The following is a 21613-nucleotide window of genomic DNA, read 5'->3' as shown; positions in this document are numbered from 1 at the left end:
CTAGTTCTCCTTCGGGGTCTTCTTCAGGGTGGCGTGGTGCGCGGTGAGCTCCTTGGTCTGCTTGAGAACCAACTCCAACTCGGGACTAATCAACTGCGGGCCGGGCACCGGGGTGGTCGACGAGTGGTAGGAGCGAGCGAGGGTGATGGCCTTCTCCGCCGTACTGGTGGTGACCATTTTCTCGGCGCGCTCCAGCGTGCTGGTGCTGAGGCGATTGAGCGCGGCGATCTTGATGCCAGCCTCCTCGACGAGCAGGGTGACCTGATTGTTGAGGCTGTCGAGGAGGGCGGTGCGGTTGCCGAGCTGAGCGGAGAGGTGCAGGATGCGGTCGATTGTGTCGGAACCGTTCTCGTACTCGCTCATGTAATTGATGTAGCCCGAGACCCCGAGGAGGGCCGCGAACAGGCTGGCGAGCGCGATGATCAGCAGGACCGGCGCCTCAGCTTCGGTGCCCTCCAGCCAAATCCGCATTGCCATCACCGCGGCGGCGGCGGCCGTGATCGCGATCGTGATGCTCTGCTCGATGCGGATCCGGATGCGGGTGCTGCCGTGAGCAGTAATTCCGCCTTCGGCGTTCTTGAACACACGGTGCCGCCGACCGAAGGTGCGCATGACGTATCCGTAGAGGAGGGTGCCGAGGAGGGCGAAGACCGCGGCGGTGATGCCGAGAACGATCGCGGGCCCGTCTCCGGCGAACAGCAGCCGGAGGCTGACGTTGAAAACTGAGAACATAGCCAGCAGGAACACCGGGTAGTCGAGCATCAACAGCAACAGCTCCTTGCTCCTGGTGGGGGTACGTCGGATCAAATGCTTCACGGAGCCGTTAGCGGTCTCCTCGCTGACCTGATCGCGGAGGGTGTCGTGCTGGTCCCTCGCCTCGCCGATGGCTAACTGTTCACCGTCGGCACCAATGAGGGGATCCTGCGCAAGCTGGATGATGGTGTCCGTGAGGAGGTTGATGCGGGCCATGACGCTCTTCGTGCTCTTGATCTGCGTCTCAGCAGGGCCCTTGCAAACCTTCTCGATGAAGTTCTTCGCTCGGGTAACCCCCGCACTGCGGGTCGCCGTCTCAGCAGGGCTCAGCTCCGCACCAGCTGTCGTGAGCCTGTTCGACTCTGCGACCATCGTGAGGGCGTTGATGACCTGGCGCAGCGGGATCGGACCGAGACCAAAAACGGAGGTGAGGATATCCCTGGTCGGGATCCCCGCCTGCATGGTGGTGTCGCTGCCGCGGTTGTCCAGCAGCTCCAGCTCCTGGCGGAAGGTCTCCATGTCAGTCATTTCTACTGCTCCAATGTTTGGGCGATGCCTGCCGATTTGCTGGCGTGAATCCAGGAAACCGACACACACTGCGACATTGCCAGGGAGTGTGTGGTGTGTGTCGCAGGCGACCTAACTGCCAATGGCACCAGCTCGCGATCGAGCATGCGGGAGTGCACGAAGCGGCTCTTCCACTTCGAAACGCGTCCGAAGCACGGCTTGATTTTCTGTCACCTAGACGGTCTTCAGGTGCTTACAGGTGGTCTGTAGTCGCTTGGCGGGGTCTGTCGCTTGCGCGGAGTCGCGGTGCGGTCAGACGAACCAGTCGGCAACTGCGGCTCTGTCTACTACCAGTGCTTTTCCTAGTCAGTCTCGTCGAGATTTGACTCGCCACCAGCCTCTACCCGAAGGACGCGCCCCGCCAGGTCAGAGGACAAAACGTCGACCGTGGGTGACCACTTTGAGTAGCACAACCTAACGACCCTTGAAGCTGGCCGTGGGGTTCATCGGATTGCGACCGTCGAAGGCGCACGGGACGCACGAGAGTTGCGACCGGTTGAACATACGTAAGATTCCGCGGTTGTCTCCGGCGCACCGGACGCACGGCATCCCATACTGACTAGTACCGTCATTCGCCATTTCGCTACCATTTGGCGATGGTTGTCCGTTGATGCGAACTCCGCTTCGCCAAGTGTTCCTTAGCGCCAGAACCATTGATTTCACGCCGATCGCGGGCTCGCTCGGTGGAAACGAAGCAGCCCCCGGCGTTGGCCGGGGGCTGCTTCTGGACTGTGGAGCCTGGGAGAATCGAACTCCCGACATCCTGCTTGCAAAGCAGGCGCTCTACCAACTGAGCTAAGGCCCCGGATGGAGCAGATCCGGGGATCCGATCCAATCGGTGTGTTACTGGTCGTGCAGGGTGGGGCTACCAGGACTTGAACCTGGGACCTCTTCGTTATCAGCGAAGCGCTCTAACCGCCTGAGCTATAGCCCCGTTTTGAACCTTGTTGAGACTACCCGATTCCCGCCGCAACTCATAATCGAGCGGCGCCGCACGGGGCGGCGCCGACCCGAAGGAGCGTCAGTTGTTGGTGAATCCGACGAGGAGGCCACCCGTGATCTTCACGCTGAGGTTGTAGAGCCCCGCGAGGAGGGCTCCCATCAGCGTGATGACGATGAGGTTGAGCAGCGCCACGATGCCCGCGAAGGCCATGACCTGCGGCAGGTTGACGTACTGGAGGATGTTGTTCCCCGGGCCGGCGATGTCGGTGAACAGGCCTCCGACCTTCGTGAAGACACCGGTGGTGTTGAGCACCGTGTAGACGAGGAAGAAGAACACCACGATGACCACGGCGACCGCGATCGCCGCCAGGAACGACAGCTTCACCGCCGACCAGAAGTCGATGTACACCAGCTTCAGGCGCACCTGCTTGGTGCTGGTGCGTTTGGTCGACTTCTTGGCCAACTTCTCTGCGACGCTACTGCTCATCTACTTCTTCCTTCATCGCCGGAGTCTCGTCCGGCACGGATGCCTCGGGTTCTGCACCCTCCGTGGCGGCTGCGTCTGCAACCGTCTCCGGAACATCCTGGGTCTCAAGGTTTCGGTCACTGTTCTTGGCCAGCGCGATGATTCGGTCGCTCTCCGCGAAACGTGCGAAGACGACGCCCATCGTGTCGCGCCCCTTCGCTGGAACTTCGGCCACGGCAGACCTTACCACCTTGCCACTGGCAAGAACCACAAGGACCTCGTCGCTCTCGTCGACGATCAGGGCGCCCGCGAGCGTGCCTCGATCGTCGTTCAGCTTGGCCACCTTGATGCCCAGACCACCGCGGTTCTGGCCGCGGTACTGGTCGATGTTGGTGCGCTTGGCGTAGCCGCCTTCGGTCACGACGAAGACGTACGCCTCGCGTTCCTCACCCTCGAGGGAGGGGAGGACCGACGCTGAGAGGAGCTTGTCGTCGTCGCGGAAGTGCATGCCGATGACGCCGCTCGTCGCGCGTCCCATCGGCCGCAGGGTCTCGTCGCTGGCCGTGAAGCGGATGGACATGCCCTTGCGGGACACCAGCAGGACGTCGCTGTCGTTTTCCACGAGCAGCGCGGAGGTGAGCTCGTCGCCCTCGCGCAGGTTGATCGCGATGATGCCGCCCGAGCGGTTCGTGTCGTACTCCGAGAGCGCCGTCTTCTTGACGAGGCCGTCGTGTGTCGCGAGGACCAGGTACGTCGCGGCCTCGTAGTCGCGGATGTCGAGGATCTCGGCGATCTCCTCGTCGGGCTGCATGGCGAGCAGGTTGGCCACGTGCTGGCCCTTGGCGTCGCGGCCGGCCTCCTGCAGCTCGTAGGCCTTCGCACGGTACACGCGACCCTTGGTGGTGAAGAAGAGGAGCCAGTGGTGCGTCGTCGTCACGAAGAAGTGGTCGACCACGTCGTCCGCGCGCAGCTGGGCGCCCTTGACGCCCTTGCCACCGCGGTGCTGCTGACGGTAGTTGTCGCTCCGCGTGCGCTTGATGTACCCGCCGCGGGTGACGGTGATGACCATCTCCTCTTCGGGGATCAGGTCTTCCATGTTCATGTCGCCGTCGAAACCGAACATGATCTCGGTGCGGCGGTCGTCGCCGTACTTGTCGACGATCGCGGTCAGTTCCTCACTGACGATCTCGCGCTGGCGGACCGGCTTCGCGAGGATGTCCTTGAGGTCGGCGATCTGCGCTTCGATCTCGGCGGCCTCGTCGATGATCTTCTGACGCTCGAGGGCGGCGAGGCGACGCAGCTGCATGTCGAGGATCGCGCTGGCCTGGAGCTCGTCGATCTCGAGGAGGTCCATGAGGCCCGTGCGCGCCTCGTCGGCGGACGGCGAGCGACGGATGAGCGCGATGACCTCGTCCAGTGCGTCGAGCGCCTTGAGGTACCCGCGGAGGATGTGTGCGCGCTCCTCCTTCTTGCGGAGTCGGAACACGGTGCGGCGGACGATGACCTCGACCTGGTGCGTCACCCAGTTGGTGATGAACCCGTCGAGCGGCAGCGTGCGCGGGATGCCGTCGACGATCGCGAGCATGTTCGCGCCGAAGTTGTCCTGCAGCTGCGTGTGCTTGTAGAGGTTGTTGAGGACGACCTTCGCGACCGCATCGCGCTTCAGCACGATGACGAGCCGCTGGCCGGTGCGACCGGAGGTCTCGTCGCGGATGTCGGCGACGCCGCCGAGACGACCCTCCTTGACGAGGTCGGCGATCTTCAGCGCGAGGTTGTCTGGGTTCACCTGGTACGGGAGCTCGGTGACGACGAGGCAGGTCCGACCCTGGATCTCCTCGACGTTCACGACGGCACGCATCGTGATGGAACCGCGACCCGTGCGGTAGGCGTCCTGGATGCCCTTGATACCGAGGATCTGCGCGCCGGTCGGGAAGTCCGGCCCCTTGATGCGCTGCATGAGCGCTTCGAGGAGCTCGTCCCGGCTGGCCTCCGGGTTCGCCAGGTGCCAGAGGGCACCGTCGGCGACCTCGCGGAGGTTGTGCGGCGGGATGTTCGTGGCCATGCCGACCGCGATGCCGACGGACCCGTTGACGAGCAGGTTCGGGAAGCGCGCCGGCAGGACGACCGGCTCCTGGGATTCGCCGTCGTAGTTGGGCTGGAAGTCGACGGTCTCCTCGTCGATGTCGCGCACCATCTCCATGGCGAGCGGGGCCATCTTCGTCTCGGTGTACCGAGGGGCGGCCGCGCCGTCGTTGCCCGGTGAGCCGAAGTTGCCCTGGCCGAGCGCCAACGGGTACCGCAGGCTCCACGGCTGGACGAGGCGCACGAGCGCGTCGTAGATGGCCGTGTCGCCGTGGGGGTGGAACTGACCCATGACGTCGCCGACGACGCGCGCGCACTTGGAGAACGAGCGGTCGGGGCGGTAACCGCCGTCGTACATCGCGTAGATCACGCGGCGGTGGACGGGCTTCAGACCGTCGCGGACGTCGGGCAGGGCACGGCCGACGATGACACTCATCGCGTAGTCGAGGTAGCTGCGCTGCATCTCGAGCTGCAGGTCGACCTGGTCGATCCGTCCGTGCACGCCGTGGTCCTCGTCCGGGACCGTGATCTCGTCGTTGGTTTCGTCTGCCATGTTCTCTTACTTCTCCTGGCCCTGAGCTTGTCGAAGGGCCTGTTTGATGCGAGGTGGATCACTTCGACAAGCTCAGTGACCGGTGGATGAGGGTGGTTCGTGCCACTCAGATGTCGAGGAAGCGGACGTCTTTCGCGTTCTTCTGGATGAAGGTCCGGCGGGACTCCACGTCCTCGCCCATGAGCGTCGAGAAGATCTCATCGGCAGCCGCGGCGTCGTCGAGGGTGACCTGGAGGAGCGTCCGCGTCTGCGGGTCCATCGTGGTCTCCCACAGCTCCTTGTAGTTCATCTCGCCGAGACCCTTGTAGCGCTGGATCCCGTTCTCCTTCGGGATGCGCTTGCCCGAGGCGACACCGTCGGTGAGGAGGGCGTCGCGTTCGCGGTCGCTGTACACGTACTGGTGGTCGGCGTTCGACCACTTCAGGCGGTAGAGCGGCGGCTGCGCGAGGTACACGTATCCGAGGTCGACGAGCGGGCGCATGTAGCGGAACAGGAGCGTCAGCAGCAGCGTCGTGATGTGCTGGCCGTCGACGTCGGCATCGGCCATGAGCACGATCTTGTGGTACCGCACCTTGTCGGGGTTGAAGTCCTCACCGATGCCGGCACCGAACGCCGTGATCATGGCCTGGACCTCGTTGTTCGCGAGCGCGCGGTCGAGGCGTGCCTTCTCGACGTTGAGGATCTTGCCGCGGAGCGGGAGGATCGCCTGGGTCTCCGGGTTGCGACCCTGCACGGCGGAGCCGCCTGCGGAGTCACCCTCGACGATGAAGATCTCGGACAGCGACGGGTCCTTCGACTGGCAGTCCTTGAGCTTGCCGGGCATGCCGCCACCCTCGAGGAGACCCTTGCGACGGGCCGTCTCACGCGCCTTGCGGGCGGCGAGACGAGCGGTCGCCGCCTGCAGCGCCTTCCGGATGATCTCCTTGGCCTGGTTGGGGTTGCGGTCGAACCAGTCGTTGAGCTGTTCGCTGACGACCTTCTGCACGAACGCCTTCGCCTCGGTGTTGCCGAGTTTGGTCTTCGTCTGGCCCTCGAACTGCGGCTCGGAGAGCTTGACGGAGATGACGGCCGTGAGGCCCTCGCGGACGTCGTCGCCGGAGAGGTTGTCGTCCTTCTCCTTGAGGATGCCCTTCTCACGTGCGTAACGGTTCACGAGTGTGGTGAGCGCCGCACGGAACCCTTCTTCGTGGGTGCCGCCCTCGTGCGTGTTGATCGTGTTCGCGTAGGTGTGGACGCTCTCGTTGTACGCCGTCGTCCACTGCATCGCGACCTCGAGCGCGATCTTGCGCTCGGTGTTCTCCGACTCGAAGGAGATGATCTCGTCGTGGACGAGCTCGGCACGCTTGGCCTTGTTCAGGTACTCGACGTAGTCCTCGAGACCGCGCTCGTAGAAGAAGACGTCCTTGCGCTGCGAGTGGGCCGCCGAGTTGTCGTCGACGTCCTCGGCCTCGATGGCGTCGCGCAACGGCCGCTCGTCGGCGAGCTCGATGCGGAGGCCCTTGTTGAGGAAGGCCATCTGCTGGAAGCGGGTCCGCAGCGTCTCGTAGTCGAACTCCGTCGTCTCGAACGTCTCGGCGCTCGGCCAGAAGGTGATCGTGGTGCCCGTCTCGGAGGACGGCTCGTCCTCGTGGAGCGGGGCGTCGGGGACACCGTGCTGGAAGCTCTGGCGCCAGACCGAACCCTGACGACGGACCTCGACCGAGAGGCGCGTGGACAGTGCGTTGACGACGGACGAACCGACGCCGTGGAGCCCACCGGAGACCGCGTACCCGCCGCCACCGAACTTGCCGCCGGCGTGCAGGATCGTCAGGACGACCTCGACGGTCGACTTCTTCTCGACCGGGTGGATGTCGACCGGGATGCCTCGACCGTTGTCGATGACGCGGACGCCGCCGTCCTCCAGGATGGTCACGAGGATCGTGTCGCAGTAGCCGGCGAGGGCCTCGTCCACGGAGTTGTCGACGATCTCGTAGACCAGGTGGTGCAGACCACGTGGACCGGTGGACCCGATGTACATACCGGGCCGCTTCCGGACGGCTTCGAGACCTTCGAGAACCTGGATGGCACTTGCGCCGTAATCAGAGTCTTGGGCGTGCGTGTTGGGTTCTGATGTCATAGGAAAAGAGGGCTCCAAACCGTCGAGATTCGACCGTTCCATCCTACCAAACAGACCCCGTGAAGCCGCGAGAAAACGCCCGTTTGAGGCACTTTTCCATGCCCGGAGGCCGTATTTGCCTCCCTAGCCGTAAGTATCGCGTGGACCGCGCCCTGGGATCGACCTGGGGCCTCTTTTCCAGGAGGGTGCTCCGGGGCCCTGGAAACGGATCGTGTCGACACCGGCGTCGGGATAGCGTTCGGCGATGCGGACGAGGATCTCGTGGCGCATGTGGCGCAGCTGTGTCGCCCAGGCCGTCGACTGGCACTGGACGAGCAGGACGCCGTCCGAGATCGACACCGGTTCGGAGTACCTGGCGGTGTCCTCGCCGCACAACTCCGCCCAGTTCCCGAGCACCTCGTGCTGGGCGAGCGGCGAGTTCCACCCGAGTCCGGCGGTCAACGAATCGATGACCGTCCCGAGGCCCTTGGGGTCGCGACCGACACCGTACGGCACCGAGTCCTGCGGCCCCTCGGCCGAGCGTTCGCGGCGCTTGCGATCACGGGAGATCCGTTCGCCACCGAAGATCTCCTTGAACCGCAGGTACACCGTGGCGGAGAGTTCCCCCGCCGGGTCGGCGTCCCGCCCGAGTCGACGCGGCTCAGTCATGCGTCGACTCCGTGAAGAGCGGCTCGTGCCGCGCGGGAACGGCGTCCTCGTCCTGACCGTCCACGATCCGTCCGGCTTCGATGCGCACCACGTGCGCGGTGAACCGTTCAGGGACGTCGTCGAACACGGCCGCGGTGATGATGACCTGGTCGTACTCCGCGACCGCGGCCGCGAGGCGTTCCCGCCGACGCGAGTCGAGCTCGGCGAAGACGTCGTCGAGGATGAGCACCGGATCGCCGAGGGACGAGTCGGCCCGGAGGAGTTCGGCTGAGGCGAGTTTGGCGGCGAGGGCGAACGACCACGATTCACCGTGGCTCGCGTACCCCTTGACCGGCAGCCCGTTGAGACCGAAGAACACGTCGTCGCGGTGCGGTCCGACGAGCGTCAGGCCCCGCTCGAGCTCGGCCGACCGGCGCTGCGCGAGGGCCGCACGGAACCGTTCCGCGATGCGCGCCAGATCGACAGGGGCGCCCGGCTCCACGCCCTCCGTGGGATCGGCGGCTGCCGACTCGTCCTCGGCATCGGTGCCGGCGATACTGAGCACGGGCAGGAGGACCGGTCGGTGATCGTCGCCGGCCACGGCCTCGTACGCTCCGCGCAGTGGTCCACCGAGCATGGCCAGGAGCTGCAGACGTTCGGCGATGATCTCCGTGCCGTACTGCACGAGTCGGTCGTCCCAGAGGTCGAGCGTCGCCAGGGGCCCGGATTTCAGCCCACGCGCCCTCGCCGATTTGAGGAGCGAGTTCCGCTGCTTCAGGGAGCGGTCGTAGTCGGCCATCACGCCGGCCAGGCGGGGAATCCGCTGCACGAGGAGCTGGTCGATGAACCGCCGGCGCGCCGACGGGTCGCCTCGGACGATCAGGAGGTCCTCCGGGGCGAACAGCACAGTGGACACGTACCGAGGCAGTTCGCGCGGCTTGATCTGGGACCGGTTCACCTGAGCGCGGTTGGCCGAACCCCGGTTGAGCTGCACCTCGGCGAGCAGCTCACGACCGTCGTGCACGATGCGCGCCCTGATGATCGCCGCGTCGGCACCGTGTCGGATGAGCGCCTGTTCGGAGGAGACCCGATGGGACCCGAGGCTGCTGAGGTATCCGATCGCCTCGACGAGGTTGGTCTTGCCCTGGCCATTGCGACCCACGAACAGATTGGGTCCGGGTTCGAGCGCCACATCGACCACCGCATAGTTGCGGTAGTCGGTGAGATTCAAGTGCCGCACGATCACCACGTCACCCTACCGCCTCGCCCTGACGCCGAACGGGTCGGGGCGCCGTCGGACGTCCGAGCGCGCCCGTCACGACGACGCAGGGTGAACGAAATCGACCCTCCGGCGAAGCGGAAGGCTCCGGGAGGGTCGATTTCGTTCGTCAGGAGACGTCGTGTCGTCAGTCGTCGGCCTTCTTGACCGCGTGTCCGCCGAACTGGTTGCGGAGTGCCGCGACCGCCTTCATGGCCGGCGAGTCCTCCTGGCGCGACACGAAGCGGGCGAAGATCGATGCAGAGATGGTCGGGACGGGCACCGCGTTCGCGATGGCCTCCTCGATCGTCCAGCGGCCCTCGCCCGAGTCCTCGACGTAACCCTCGATCTGCTCGAAGTCCGGGTCCTCCTCGAGGGCGCGGACGAGCAGCTCGAGCAGCCAGGACCGCACGACGGTGCCGCGCTGCCAGGCCTTGAAGGTGCCGGGGACATCCTTGATGATGTCTTCGCGCTTGTCCAGGAGCTCGAAGCCCTCGGCGTACGCCTGCATGAGCGCGTACTCGATGCCGTTGTGCACCATCTTCGCGTAGTGGCCGGCGCCGACCTCTCCGACGTGGACGAAGCCCTCATCGCGCGGGCCTTCAGGACGCAGGGCGTCAAAGACGGGCATGACCCGCTCCACCTGCTCCTTGGAACCGCCGACCATGAGGCCGTAGCCGTTGTCGACACCCCAGACACCGCCGGAGACGCCGGCGTCGATGTAGTCGATGCCCTTCGCCGACAGCAGTTCAGCGTGCTTGAAGTCGTCCGTGAAGCGGCTGTTGCCGCCGTCGATGATCAGGTCGCCGGCCTCGAGCAGGCCGTTCAGCTCCTCGACGACGGAGTCGGTGATGGCCCCGGCGGGACCATGACCCAGACCGTGCGAGGCGCCGGGAGCGCAGCGACGAGGTCGCTGATCGTCGCGACGTCGGTGACATCGGGGTTCCGGTCGAAACCGGTGACCTCGATGCCGTTCGCACGCAGACGCGTGCGCATGTTGTTGCCCATCTTGCCGAGACCGACGAGACCGATGTGCATGGAGGATCCTTTGCGTGTCAGCGCAGCAGCAGGTTCGGCTGCAGCAGGTACTTGTAACTGTCGGCACCCGGCTGATCCTTGGAGGATTGGCTCGTGATGAGCATGGGTCCCGGCTTGTTCGTGTTCTCCGTCTTCGTGAACGAGAACCGCACGTACTCGCTCCGGACCGCGGTCAGACCGTCGATCAGGAACTGCGGCTTGAGGGAGAGCACGATGTCGTCGCCGGTGAGGAGGGCGTCGATGCCCTCGGATGCCTGCGCCTGCTCGGATCCGACGGCCTCGAGCGTGAGGCCGTCGATGGTGAAGGTGAAGCGGAGGGCCGCTTCGCGCTCGAGGACGAGCGACATACGCCTGGTCGCCTCGATGAGTTCCGCGGTGTTGATGATCGCGTAGTTGTCGGTCGTCTCGGGGAAGAGCCGCTTGACCGGCGGGAAGTTGCCCTTGATCAGCAGCGAGGTGACCGTCTTGCGGTCAGCCCGGAACGCGATGAGTTCGCGATCGTCGCGATTCGTGATCGCGACGTTGATGTTGCCGCTGTGGCCGAAGGTCTTGCCGACCTCCTGGAGCGTGCGGGCCGGCACGAGGGCCGTGATCGTCTCGCTGGAACCGTCGCCCTGGCCCGAGTCCCAGTCGATCTCGCGCACCGCGACCCGGTAGCGGTCGGTCGCGACGAGGCTGAGGCTCGTCTTGGAGACCTCGAGCTGCACGCCGGTGATGACCGGGGTCACGTCGTCGCGGCTTGCGGCGACAGCGACCTGGCTCACTGCGGTTGCGAACTCGTCGGCGGGCACGAGGCCGAAGTCGGCGTCGACCTGCGGGATCGTCGGGTACTCCTCGACGGGCATCGAGCCGAGGGTGAACCTGGCTGAACCACAGGTGACCTCGATGCGGTTCTCGACCTTGCTGAACCGGACAGGCGCGTTCGGAAGGCGGCTGGCGATCTCCGAGAGCAGCCGACCGTTGACGAGTGCTGTGCCGGCCTCCTCGACCTCGGCCGCGATTCCAGTCTGGCTGGACACCTCGTAGTCGAAGGACGACAGGATGAGACCGTCGTCACCGGCTTCGATCAGGATGCCGTTGAGGATCGGCAGCGTCGGGCGCTGCGGGAGCAGCTTCACTGCGAACGAGACGGCTTCGCTGAATACATCCCGGTTGACGCTGAATCGCACGACAAGTCCCCTGTCTCTGGCTCTCGATGACGTCACCAATGCTAGTGGGTCTGCTTCCGGGGTCGAGTGGGACGAGGTGCTGTGGAGAAGCGAGCCTGGGGAAAGGTTGTTTGGCGGAGAGATCATTGAATTAACGGTTAACAGTCTTAACCGGTGTGGAAACTGTGGATAAGTCCGCCGAACCCGCTCGAACACAGGGAACTACATGTGTGTAACTTGGTGGCGGCCTGTGGAGAGAAGGACACGAGGGTGTGGGACGCGGAGGCGGGTGAACGGTGTTCACTCACAAGCGCGCCCGGAGCTTCCACATCTCTCCACAGGTTATCCACAGGGCTGCGAGGTCGGAATGTGGACAGATCGGACGCGGATCATGTCGTCGAATGAGCGCTCGTCGTCGCCTGATGAACGAAATCGGCCCCTCGAGCGCACCGAGTGCGTCGAGGGGCCGGAAACGTTCACCAGGACGCGTCAGGCGCCGTAGCGGTTCCCCGGTCCCCGAGCCTGTCGAGGGCCCTTCGACAAGCTCAGGGACCGAGTGAGGCTCAGTGACCGGTCAGGGGTCAGGCGCCGTAGCGGAGGTTCTGCTTGATGCGGCTCGTGAGCTCGGTCACCTGGTTGTAGATCGAGCGCTTCTCCTGCATGAGGTCGGTGATCTTCCGGTTGGCGTACATGACCGTCGTGTGGTCCCGGTTGCCGAACAGCTGACCGATCTTCGGGAGTGAGAGGTTCGTGAGCTCGCGACAGAGGTACATCGCGATCTGACGCGCCGTCGCCACGGCCTGCGACCGGCTCGAGCCGTACAGGTCGTCGACCGAGAGCTTGAAGTAGTCGGCCGTGGTGTTGATGATGTCGATCGGCGAGATGACGTTGTCGTCGTCGAGGCTGATGACGTCCTTCAGCACCGTCTGGGCCAGCGTCATGTCGACGGCGGTCCGGTTCAGGCTCGCGAACGCGACGACGCGGATGAGCGTGCCCTCCAGCTCACGGATGTTGCTCGACACCTTGGTGGCGATGAACTCGAGGACCTCGTCCGGGATGTGCAGCTTCTCGTTCTGCGCCTTCTTGCGCAGGATCGCGATGCGCGTCTCGAGGTCGGGAGCCTGGACGTCGGTGATGAGTCCCCACTCGAAGCGTGAACGCATCCGCTCTTCGAAGCCGGTGAGCGCCTTCGGCGGCAGGTCGCTGGTGATGACCACCTGCTTGTTGTGATCGTGCAGGGTGTTGAAGGTGTGGAAGAACGCCTCCTGCGTCTCCGCCTTACCCTGGAGGAACTGGATGTCGTCGATCAGCAGGATGTCGATGTCGCGGTACCGCGACTGGAAGAACGAGCCGCGGTTGTTGGCGATCGAGTTGATGAAGTCGTTCGTGAACTCCTCGCTGGACACGTACCGGACGCGGATCCCCGCGTAGAGGTTCATCGCGTAGTGGCCGATGGCGTGGAGGAGGTGGGTCTTGCCGAGCCCGGAGTCGCCGTACACGAACAGCGGGTTGTAGGCCTTGGCCGGCGCTTCGGCCACGGCGACCGCGGCCGCGTGCGCGAACCGGTTGGACTGACCGATGACGAAGTTGTCGAAGCTGTACTTCGGGTTGAGTCGGGTGTCGTTCTCGCGAGCCGGCAGCGTGGGCGTCGGGGTCAGCTGCGGTTGCGGTGACTCGAGCGGTGCCGGGTCGATGTGCTGGAAGCCGGTCTGCTCGTACCGTTCCTCGACGATGTCGGGGTTGACGACGATCGCGTAGTTGCCGACGGGACCGCCGTCGACGATGGACGCGAGCGCGGCGAGGATCGGTGCCCGCATGCGCTGGTTGAGCATGCCCATCGTGAACTCGTTGGGCACCTCCAGGTAGAAGGTGCCGCCCATGATGCCCTTGGGGACGATGAGGTTGAGGAACCCGCGGAGTGGCGGGGTGATGCGGTCGTCGACGGAGAGGATCTCGAGCACCGATTGCCAGGTCTCAGCGATCGCATCGTCGGCGTCCGACATAGTTCTCCCCACACATACTCACAGGTTCATCCACAGGCTCTCCCCTGAGTATTCGGGGCTGAGCGCGGTGCTATCCACACGCTGTGCATAACCCGAGGGCTTACGCTAACAACACGTCGCCCCAGTCCCAAATCACTGTACGGCCGCCCTGCGTGTCACTGCTACAATTTCTGAGAATCCTGTGGATAATCATTCGTTTGGGCGCCGCTGGTTTGACCTTCGCGCGAGTAGACCGTAGGTTTAATCAGTTGACTTCTGCCCACGGGCACCCTTCCGTACCCTGCTGCCACCTGTGCAGTGGTGGGTCATGATCCGGAGATCGTAATTATGAGCAAGAGAACCTTCCAGCCGAACAACCGTCGTCGCGCCAAGAAGCACGGCTTCCGCCTGCGCATGCGCACGCGTGCCGGCCGCGGCATCCTGTCGGCTCGTCGCGCCAAGGGCCGCACCGAACTCTCCGCGTAGAGCCGTCGTGCTCGAGCGTGCGAGCCGGATCACGTCCGGCGACGACTACCGAGGGGTAGTTCGTCGCGGGTCCCGGTTCGTCGGCGAGCACACGGTCACGTACGTACGCATGAACCCGAAGGGCGGACAGCCGCGCTTCGGGTTCATCGTTGCGAAAACGGTCGGTAACGCAGTGACCCGCAATCTCGTCAGACGTCGCTTGAAGGCCATCTGCCACGACAGCGTCGTTCAGGCTGCCCACGGCGCTGACGTGGTCATCCGAGCACTGCCGTCTGCAGCGACGGCGCCGTTCGCCTCGCTCCATGCCGAGGTCGATCGCGCCTTCGCCAAACGCGGCGTCATCGTCGAGGCTTCGGACGCGCACCGATGAACGGCGTCCTCGCTGCCACCTGCCTCGCGCCCCGCAATGCTGCGGTGCTGGCGCTTCGCGTGTATCGCGCCGCGATCTCCCCGCTGTACGGCGACGTCTGCCGGTATTACCCCAGCTGTTCCGCGTACGCTCTGGGAGCGGTGCAGCAACACGGTGTCGTCGTCGGTTCGGCGATGGCAGCGGCCCGCATCGCGAGATGCCACCCCTGGGCAGCACCTCGTTTCGACGAGGTACCACCCAAGAAGAACTTCCGGTACAGCGTCACTTCTCACGGATTTGTCGTGCAACCGAGCCACGGAAAGGGCTGACCCGCACCTATGGACATCATCGGCACAATTCTCTGGCCGCTCAAATGGGCGGTCGAGCTGCTCCTCGTGGGCTGGCACCTGCTGTGGACGGCCATCGGACTCGACCCCGCGGCCGGTCTCACCTGGGTCCTCTCGATCGTCGGGCTCGTCCTCGTCGTCCGTGCCGCCCTGATCCCCCTGTTCATCAAGCAGATCAAGAGCCAGCGCAAGATGCTCGAGATCGCACCGCAGATGAAGAAGGTGCAGGAGAAGTACAAGGGCAAGCGCGACCAGGCCAGCCGTGAGGCGATGTCTCGCGAGACGATGGAGCTGTACAAGAAGCACGGCACCTCCCCCGTCAGCGGATGTCTGCCGCTGCTCGTCCAGATGCCGATCTTCTTCGCCCTGTTCTCCGTGCTCAACGACGCCCAGAAGAGCAAGGCCGGCGTCGGTCCCCTGAACGAGACCCTCGCCGTGCAGTTCGGCGACGCGAACCTGTTCGGGATCGCTCCGCTGCACACGAGCATGCAGGCGGCACTCGCCGGCAACCCGGTCAACTGGGCGGTCGTCATCATCGCCGCCGTCATGGTCATCCTCATGTGCGCGTCGCAGTTCATCACGCAGCTGCAGATCGTGTCGAAGAACATGTCGGCCGAGACGAAGGCCAGCCCACAGTTCAAGCAGCAGCGGATCCTCCTCTACATCCTGCCCTTCGTGTTCCTCTTCTCCGGCTTCGCCTTCCCGCTCGGCGTCATGTTCTACTGGCTGACGTCCAACGCGTGGACGATGGTGCAGCAGTTCCTCGTCATCCGGAACATGCCGACGCCTGGTTCCGATGCTGCGAAGGCTCGTGAGGAGCGTCTCGCGCGGAAGGGCAAGCTCATGACGCCGAACGGCGACGTCATCTCGATCTCCGAGGCGCCGGTACCCGAGAAGAAGACCCCGACGCAGCGCCAGCAGCCTATGGGCAAGGCGCGCGCGAAGAAGCAGCAGACCGACGGACGAGACAAGTAGGAGTATCGGTGACTGACCAGGAACTGGCCCCGGCCCAGGACGAAGCACCCACCATCACGCAGCTCGAAGAAGAGGGCGACGTCGCAGCGGACTACATCGAGGAGTTCCTCGACATCTGCGACATCGATGGCGACATCGACATCGATGCCCGCAATGGTCGTGCGTACGTGTCGATCGACTCCCCCACGGAGAGCAACCTGCGTCTCCTGTCGCGTCCCGACACGGTCAACGCGCTGCAGGAGCTGACCCGCTTGGCTGTTCAGAACCGGACCGGTGGCTTCTCCCGGCTCATCCTCGACATCGGCGGATCCCGCGAAGCGCGTCAGCAGGAGCTCGGCGCCCTCGTGGAGCGAGCGGTCGAGCGCATCGAGGCCGGTTCCACCGAGGCGGCACTCCCCCCGATGTCGAGCTACGAGCGCAAGCTCGTCCACGACATCGTGTCGGCTCGCGGCTTCGTGTCCGAGTCGCACGGCGAAGGCCGCGACCGTCACACCGTCATCACCCGCGGCTGACGCGGCCTGATCGTTTCACGTGAAACTGCGATGACTGACGTGCCTGCAGGACTCGAACCGGAACCGGCGGAAGCAGCCGAGTTGTTCGGCGACCGGATCGATGTCGGTCGTGCCTTCGCCGCGAACCTGGCGGAGTTCGGTGAGCCACTCGGGCTGATCGGTCCCCTAGAGCTTCCGCGTCTCTGGACGCGCCACATCCTCAACAGCGTGATCGTGGCTCCTCTCCTTCGTCCCGGGCGAGTCGGCGACGTCGGCACAGGCGCGGGGCTGCCTGGACTGGTCCTCGCGATTGCGCGACCAGATGTCGAGTTCGTCCTCATCGAACCGATGGAACGTCGGGTCGCCTGGCTCAACGACCAGGTCGGCGTCCTCGGGCTCGAGAACGTCACCGTCGTGCGAGCGCGCGCTGAGGAGGTTCGCCTCGAGGAGCCCCTCGACCAGGTGACCGCGCGAGCGGTCAGTGCGCTCCGCAAGTTGCTCCCCCTCACCGCTCCCCTGCTTCGGGACGGCGGAGAGCTGGTCCTCATGAAGGGCGCCGGCGCGCAGGCGGAGGTCGACGCGTCGACGAAGGAGCTTCGCAAGTACCGGGTCTCCGGCGTCGAGGTTCGGACGCTTGGCGAGGGCGTTCTCGCGGAGCCGACCCGGGTCATCGTGGGAACCGTTCGCGGCTGAATTCAGTCGGGAGCGCTCGGGCCTCCGTGAGGGGCACCGCAGACGATATTCGGCGGCTTGCGAGCTTTCGGGAGAATGGCTCCTGACGAACCGGCCCGGAAAATGCGGCCAGTTCAGAGGTCCTGAGTTCGTCAGGAACGATTCTCCGGTCCATTCGGACACGAATCTGGGGCGCTGGGCGGGCCGGATTCGAGTGTTTTCTAACGTTTGCCAGCAGTGTTGCTCCTGATATCTCATATATGTTCTCCGCTTGGCCTGTAGCCCCAGTCTCGTGACGCTGCGCCGGCACCGCCATCGACGGGCGGCGATGCTCCGCGCTCCGCTGGTCGGCGCACCCAGACGTCGATGCTGTGCGCGGTGGCCGGCCAGCTAGCTGCCACTTTGGAGATCACGGACGAGTGCGGGTGGGAACGGTGGACCTCCCAGGTTGGTGATCCGGTCGGGCTTGCCAGGGATCTGTGGCCTTCGTTCGCAGTCCGGGTAGGTCCGGGTCGGTCCTTGGTTGCAGGGAAGATGCGTCGCCCCGTCCCACACGCTCAATTGACTCGCGGTGGTGCATCACGTGGCGGACCTGTCGTTGGGCACCTGCTGCGAGATGCGCATTCCGCCAGTTCCTCAGGTGCCTACGGGCCGACTGGCGCCCGAGCGTCGGCAGGCTCATGTCCGCCGGCGGGTCGGTGTTGGCTGAGGCGCTGGGTGAGTTGCCGCCCGGAGAAGGAGAGGATGGTCGGCCTGCCTCTATCGCGTGCGTCGAAGTCGTCCCGTTCTTCGAGGTTCTGGCGCCGTGCGGAGCGGTAACGCTGGAGCCCCCTGCTGCTACTCCGTGCGCTCTCCCCGACGGGGCGGCTATGTACGGTGCACGGCGTCCATTCGGCGTAACGATGTGTCGAAGTAGGCCGGCACCGCGGAGGTTGTGCTCGTGACTCCCGTCAGCTTGGAAGGACCAGACGTACTCCCGATTGACGGCGCATGATTCTGCGCCCAAATAGCCTCGGCGGAGGGTACTTGCCGATGGAAGGATGAGATTGAGCGACGTTTCACGTGGAACGTGCGACGATGCCACTCGCTGAGTCCATCGTTCTCAGGAGTGGTTCCTATCGGACTGGCGTCGTGTGATCCAGTTCACTCAGTGAGTGCGCGCCCAGGGAGGCCGTCGTGCCGGGACCGGCGCGGTGTTCGATGTTTCACGTGGAACATGGGCGGCGGTTTACTCCTGCGTGGCTGTGATGCGATGGTGGAGACGGGTTGAGTTCGACGAGCACAGTGCGCGGTAGCAGGCTGGCTTGCGCTCGACATCACACCCATCCGGCTCGTTGGTCCTGGCGAGAGTGTTTCACGTGAAACGGTGGCCGGGTACGACGGACTGAGTGTGGGATCGGACCGGTTGCGTGATGCTTCGTGGCTACCCCTCCCCCCAGTGTCGGATCACACCGGTGAGTCGGATAGCGGCGGTGGCCAGAGGCTGCAAAGGCGCCTATCGATGTAAGCCGTTCGACGGCTCGGCTTGCAGGGAGTCTAGGTATCACGTGAAACGCTGGCGCGGACTGGTGCCAGTCGCACAGCTCTCCACCATATGAGCGTGTAGAGATGGCGCCTGTGGATAACTCTGTGGACAGTTCTCGCGCGTAGCTGGAGGAACTGGTGATCCTCCGTGAAGAAGCGGACCCCGACCGGCGTACAACCAGACTGTGGTCAAGCTGCACCGGGGCAAGAGCCCGGACGTACCGGACCCGGCGCGCGGCGTTTGGGGGCGAACTTCCGCGGAAAGACGCGGATCTCCGCCTGATCGCAGAGGAACCTCCCTCATGGTTGTCAACACAGGTCCGCCGGGCTCGTCTTGGGTTGGTCTGATCAGCTTCGACCTGCACGCCCGAGGCGCACGTGGTTACCCGGCGTCGGGCATGCCGGAGCCCTGTGGATAACCCTGTGGAAGAATGAGGGCGAGGTGTCCGTTCTGGGCACCTCTCGGGCCGTTCGACGATATGCGGGTGTCGCAAAACAGCGCTCTGGTGCCGCCATGCGTACGCACTCGCCCGATCACTGTCGGAGATCGCTCCCCTGGCGTCAGCCCACGCTGGTACGGTTGAAGTACACGTTTCGAGCAAGAAGGTTTCACGTGAAACAACCCGAACCAACGCATTCCGCGGCTCCCGAGCGCGACTCCGTTGGTAGCGCCTTCGACGCGTCCACGCCGTTGGCTCGCGAGCTCCATCATCTGACTGAGAGGCGTAAAGCCTTGGCTCACGCAACCCTGCCGACGCCCGACCACACCCGGGTCTTCACGGTCTCCAACCAGAAGGGCGGAGTCGGCAAGACGACCACTACCGTCAACATCGGCGCCGCCCTCGCCCGCTCGGGTGCACGTGTCCTCGTGATCGATCTGGATCCCCAGGGGAACGCGTCCACCGCACTCGGTGTCGAGCATCACTCGGATGTCCCGAGTGTCTACGACGTCCTGATCGACGACTTCCCCCTGGCCGATGTCGTCCAGCAGAGCCCCGAGTTCCCCACGCTGTTCTGCGCTCCCTCGACGATCCATCTCGCCGGCGCGGAGATCGAACTCGTGTCACAGGTCGCGCGTGAGCACCGACTCCGCACGGCGCTCGAACAGTTCATCCAGGACGCCGAAGAGCCGTTCCACTACGTCCTGATCGATTGCCCGCCGTCCCTCGGCCTCCTGACGATCAATGCCTTCGTCGCGGCCAAAGAGGTACTCATCCCGATTCAGTGCGAGTACTACGCGCTCGAGGGCTTGAGCCAGCTCCTCAGTAGCATCCAGCTGATCCAGCGGCACCTGAACCCAGGGCTCGCCGTCAGCACCATCCTCCTGACCATGTACGACGGGCGCACCAACCTCGCGCAGCAGGTGGCTCAAGACGTCCGAGACCACTTCACCGGGCAGGTCCTCGAGTCGGTCATCCCACGAGCGGTGCGCATCTCTGAAGCCCCCAGCTTCGGGCAGAGTGTTATCAGCTACGACCCCACGTCGCTCGGCGCAGTGTCTTATCTCGAAGCAGCGGCGGAGATCGCCAACCGATGGGCCGCAGGCTCCTCCGATACACCCGATACGAACCACCCTGAGGGAGTCAGTCACTGATGGCAACGAAACGAACTGGACTCGGTCGCGGGATCGGTGCACTCATTCCGACGACGAGTTCAGACTCGCAGGCGAACCGTCCCGTCGACGTCTTCTTCCCCGACAACCAGGGCACTGCCCGCAAGGCAGCGAAGGACGCGGCGACCGCCGCCGCGGACGCCGCAGCAGCAGAGGCGGCAACCGACGCCCCCACTGCACCGGACGCCGCTGCAACCACGGCAGATGGGCCGCAGCTCGTGGCCGTCCCCGGTGCTCGGCTGGCGTACCTCTCCCCCGAACTGATCGTGCCGAACGCCAACCAGCCGCGCACGGTCTTCGATGAGGACCACCTCGCTGAACTCGTCACGAGCATCCGTGAGGTCGGCGTACTGCAGCCGATCGTGGTCCGGCCGATCCCTGGCGACGACGAGCGATACGAACTCATCATGGGTGAGCGGCGTCTTCGCGCCTCGAAGGAGGTGGGTCTCGACCGCATCCCTGCGATCATCAAGGACACCGCCGACGAGGACATGCTGCGCGATGCGCTGCTCGAGAACCTGCACCGATCCGAGCTGAATCCGCTCGAGGAGGCTTCTGCATACCAGCAGCTCTTGGCCGACTTCGGAATCACGCAGGACGAGCTTGCGAACCGCATCGGTCGGTCCCGCCCCCAGATCAGCAACACGATTCGCCTGCTCAAGCTCCCGGCGGCCGTGCAGCAGCGCGTTGCTGCCGGCGTGCTGAGCGCCGGACATGCTCGCGCCATCCTGTCGCTGACCGATCCTGAGGCCCAGCAGCGCTTGGCCGACAAGATCGTGAACGAGGACCTGTCAGTTCGCGCGGCCGAGGCTGCTGCGGCTCAGGGCGTTCAGGCGAAGAAGCCGCGTCCGATCGCCGGATCGCGACGCGGTCAACTCGATGAGATCGCAGACCGCCTCGGCGACCGTCTGAACACTCGCGTGAAGGTGACGCTCGGTGCGAAGAAGGGACAGATGGTCGTGGAGTTCGCGACCATCGCCGACCTCAACCGCATCCTGAGCGAGCTTGGCGAGTCCGGATTCGGTCAGGCTTCCTGACGCTGTTTCACGTGAAACATGGGCCGATCGGCCGCGAGGTTGCTCATACCCTTCGACAGGCTCAGGGACCGAGACCGTGGGATCCGTGGATTGGCGGACGGTCGCCCCATCTCGGTCACTGAGCTTGTCGAAGTGCCGCGCGCGCTCTGTGATTGTTAACCCCCTGATCAAAGCAATATTTCGGGATGTTTCACGTGAAACAGCCCGACAACGAAGAACCGCCCGACTCGGATGAGTCGGGCGGTTCCGTGGTTCAGAAAAACCTGATCAGGCGAGAAAAGCTGCGAGATCCTTCTCGAGTGCTGCCTTCGGCTTGGCGCCGATGACGGTCTGCACGACCTCGCCGCCCTTGAAGACCTTCATCGCGGGGATGGAGGTGATCTGGTACTTCATGGCGAGGTTCGGGTTCTCGTCGACGTTCAGCTTGAGAACGGTGATCTTGTCGCTGTTCTCGGAGCCGATCGTGTCGAGGATCGGGCCGACCGCGCGACACGGACCGCACCAGGCGGCCCAGAAGTCGACGAGGACGGGCTTGTCGCTGTTGATGACCAGTTCGTCGAACGTGGCCTCGGTGACTGCATCTGACAT

General features: G+C 64.7%; 17 protein-coding genes, 2 tRNA genes and 1 pseudogene. 8 read left to right on the top strand and 12 right to left on the bottom strand.

Translation table 11 applies throughout. From position 1 onward, the window contains the following. The 11 genes and pseudogenes from FGL15_RS08680 to dnaA all read right to left on the bottom strand — a co-directional run bounded on the left by FGL15_RS08680 (position 1) and on the right by dnaA (position 13553). Positions 1-1272 carry a hypothetical protein gene (locus FGL15_RS08680; protein WP_138945723.1) on the bottom strand — a complete coding sequence of 424 codons (1272 nt, stop codon included), beginning with the start codon at positions 1270-1272 and terminating at the stop codon, positions 1-3. A 780-nt stretch (positions 1273-2052) separates the two neighbouring features. Then, positions 2053-2125: transfer RNA gene (locus FGL15_RS08675), tRNA-Ala, on the bottom strand. Between the two features lie 55 nt (positions 2126-2180). Continuing rightward, positions 2181-2254, bottom strand: a tRNA-Ile gene (locus FGL15_RS08670). 87 nt (positions 2255-2341) lie between these two features. Beyond that, the gene (locus tag FGL15_RS08665) at positions 2342-2749 is read right to left on the bottom strand and encodes a DUF3566 domain-containing protein (RefSeq protein ID WP_056010202.1); all 408 of its coding nucleotides are present in this window, start codon (positions 2747-2749) and stop codon (positions 2342-2344) included. Continuing rightward, a complete protein-coding gene (gene gyrA, locus FGL15_RS08660; RefSeq protein WP_138945722.1) occupies positions 2739-5363 on the bottom strand; it encodes a DNA gyrase subunit A in 2625 nt (874 codons plus the stop codon). Before gyrA ends, FGL15_RS08665 begins: the two co-directional genes overlap by 11 nt. Before the next feature lie 106 nt (positions 5364-5469). Further along, positions 5470-7479, bottom strand: a complete 2010-nt coding sequence (gene gyrB / locus FGL15_RS08655) for a DNA topoisomerase (ATP-hydrolyzing) subunit B (RefSeq protein ID WP_079704323.1) — start codon at positions 7477-7479, stop codon at positions 5470-5472. Positions 7480-7602: 123 nt separating this feature from the next. Continuing rightward, a complete protein-coding gene (locus tag FGL15_RS08650; protein WP_086472476.1) occupies positions 7603-8127 on the bottom strand; it encodes a DUF721 domain-containing protein in 525 nt (174 codons plus the stop codon). Beyond that, positions 8120-9352, bottom strand: coding sequence for a DNA replication/repair protein RecF (gene recF, locus FGL15_RS08645; protein WP_138945721.1), 1233 nt, complete (start codon positions 9350-9352; stop codon positions 8120-8122). The genes FGL15_RS08650 and recF overlap by 8 nt, the downstream gene beginning before the upstream one ends. A 160-nt stretch (positions 9353-9512) precedes the next feature. Continuing rightward, positions 9513-10402: pseudogene (gene gnd / locus FGL15_RS08640) on the bottom strand (phosphogluconate dehydrogenase (NAD(+)-dependent, decarboxylating)). Positions 10403-10419: 17 nt separating this feature from the next. Beyond that, the gene (gene dnaN / locus FGL15_RS08635; protein ID WP_064294037.1) at positions 10420-11571 is read right to left on the bottom strand and encodes a DNA polymerase III subunit beta; all 1152 of its coding nucleotides are present in this window, start codon (positions 11569-11571) and stop codon (positions 10420-10422) included. 560 nt (positions 11572-12131) lie between these two features. Further along, complete coding sequence (gene dnaA, locus FGL15_RS08630) at positions 12132-13553, bottom strand: chromosomal replication initiator protein DnaA (RefSeq protein ID WP_064294038.1); 1422 nt, start codon at positions 13551-13553, stop codon at positions 12132-12134. 327 nt (positions 13554-13880) lie between these two features. On the opposite strand from dnaA, the gene rpmH reads away from it, so the two are divergent. The 8 genes from rpmH to FGL15_RS08590 all read left to right on the top strand — a co-directional run bounded on the left by rpmH (position 13881) and on the right by FGL15_RS08590 (position 21025). Beyond that, positions 13881-14018: a 50S ribosomal protein L34 gene (gene rpmH, locus FGL15_RS08625; RefSeq protein ID WP_056010217.1), complete on the top strand. Its 138-nt coding sequence runs from the start codon at positions 13881-13883 to the stop codon at positions 14016-14018. Beyond that, positions 13957-14388: a ribonuclease P protein component gene (gene rnpA, locus FGL15_RS08620; protein ID WP_370282165.1), complete on the top strand. Its 432-nt coding sequence runs from the start codon at positions 13957-13959 to the stop codon at positions 14386-14388. Before rpmH ends, rnpA begins: the two co-directional genes overlap by 62 nt. After that, the gene (yidD, locus tag FGL15_RS08615; protein ID WP_138945719.1) at positions 14385-14696 is read left to right on the top strand and encodes a membrane protein insertion efficiency factor YidD; all 312 of its coding nucleotides are present in this window, start codon (positions 14385-14387) and stop codon (positions 14694-14696) included. Before rnpA ends, yidD begins: the two co-directional genes overlap by 4 nt. Before the next feature lie 9 nt (positions 14697-14705). Further along, the gene (yidC, locus tag FGL15_RS08610; RefSeq protein ID WP_064294040.1) at positions 14706-15689 is read left to right on the top strand and encodes a membrane protein insertase YidC; all 984 of its coding nucleotides are present in this window, start codon (positions 14706-14708) and stop codon (positions 15687-15689) included. A gap of 8 nt (positions 15690-15697) precedes the next feature. After that, positions 15698-16201, top strand: a complete 504-nt coding sequence (locus FGL15_RS08605) for a R3H domain-containing nucleic acid-binding protein (protein WP_064294041.1) — start codon at positions 15698-15700, stop codon at positions 16199-16201. A 30-nt stretch (positions 16202-16231) separates the two neighbouring features. Further along, positions 16232-16873: a 16S rRNA (guanine(527)-N(7))-methyltransferase RsmG gene (gene rsmG / locus FGL15_RS08600; RefSeq protein ID WP_138945718.1), complete on the top strand. Its 642-nt coding sequence runs from the start codon at positions 16232-16234 to the stop codon at positions 16871-16873. Between the two features lie 2194 nt (positions 16874-19067). Continuing rightward, complete coding sequence (locus FGL15_RS08595) at positions 19068-19970, top strand: ParA family protein (RefSeq protein WP_274500041.1); 903 nt, start codon at positions 19068-19070, stop codon at positions 19968-19970. Beyond that, a complete protein-coding gene (locus FGL15_RS08590) occupies positions 19970-21025 on the top strand; it encodes a ParB/RepB/Spo0J family partition protein (RefSeq protein WP_138945716.1) in 1056 nt (351 codons plus the stop codon). The genes FGL15_RS08595 and FGL15_RS08590 overlap by 1 nt, the downstream gene beginning before the upstream one ends. A 267-nt stretch (positions 21026-21292) precedes the next feature. On the opposite strand, the gene trxA is transcribed toward FGL15_RS08590, so the two are convergent. After that, on the bottom strand, positions 21293-21613 hold the full coding sequence (gene trxA, locus FGL15_RS08585; protein WP_064294045.1) for a thioredoxin: 321 nt from the start codon (positions 21611-21613) through the stop codon (positions 21293-21295).

It is taken from the genome of Plantibacter sp. M259 (assembly GCF_006065115.1).
GTDB classification, from domain to species: domain Bacteria; phylum Actinomycetota; class Actinomycetes; order Actinomycetales; family Microbacteriaceae; genus Plantibacter; species Plantibacter auratus.
This window is presented reverse-complemented; position numbering and strand designations above follow the sequence as displayed.

Bases quoted from the DNA above. Each gene is read 5' to 3' on its own strand.
- FGL15_RS08680 (WP_138945723.1), bottom strand. From the start codon at position 1,272: ATGGAGACCTTCCGCCAGGAGCTGGAGCTGCTGGACAACCGCGGCAGC.
- FGL15_RS08665 (WP_056010202.1), bottom strand. From the start codon at position 2,749: ATGAGCAGTAGCGTCGCAGAGAAGTTGGCCAAGAAGTCGACCAAACGC.
- gyrA (WP_138945722.1), bottom strand. From the start codon at position 5,363: ATGGCAGACGAAACCAACGACGAGATCACGGTCCCGGACGAGGACCAC.
- gyrB (WP_079704323.1), bottom strand. From the start codon at position 7,479: ATGACATCAGAACCCAACACGCACGCCCAAGACTCTGATTACGGCGCA.
- FGL15_RS08650 (WP_086472476.1), bottom strand. From the start codon at position 8,127: ATGACTGAGCCGCGTCGACTCGGGCGGGACGCCGACCCGGCGGGGGAA.
- dnaA (WP_064294038.1), bottom strand. From the start codon at position 13,553: ATGTCGGACGCCGACGATGCGATCGCTGAGACCTGGCAATCGGTGCTC.
- rpmH (WP_056010217.1), top strand. From the start codon at position 13,881: ATGAGCAAGAGAACCTTCCAGCCGAACAACCGTCGTCGCGCCAAGAAG.
- yidD (WP_138945719.1), top strand. From the start codon at position 14,385: ATGAACGGCGTCCTCGCTGCCACCTGCCTCGCGCCCCGCAATGCTGCG.
- yidC (WP_064294040.1), top strand. From the start codon at position 14,706: ATGGACATCATCGGCACAATTCTCTGGCCGCTCAAATGGGCGGTCGAG.
- rsmG (WP_138945718.1), top strand. From the start codon at position 16,232: ATGACTGACGTGCCTGCAGGACTCGAACCGGAACCGGCGGAAGCAGCC.
- FGL15_RS08590 (WP_138945716.1), top strand. From the start codon at position 19,970: ATGGCAACGAAACGAACTGGACTCGGTCGCGGGATCGGTGCACTCATT.
- trxA (WP_064294045.1), bottom strand. From the start codon at position 21,613: ATGTCAGATGCAGTCACCGAGGCCACGTTCGACGAACTGGTCATCAAC.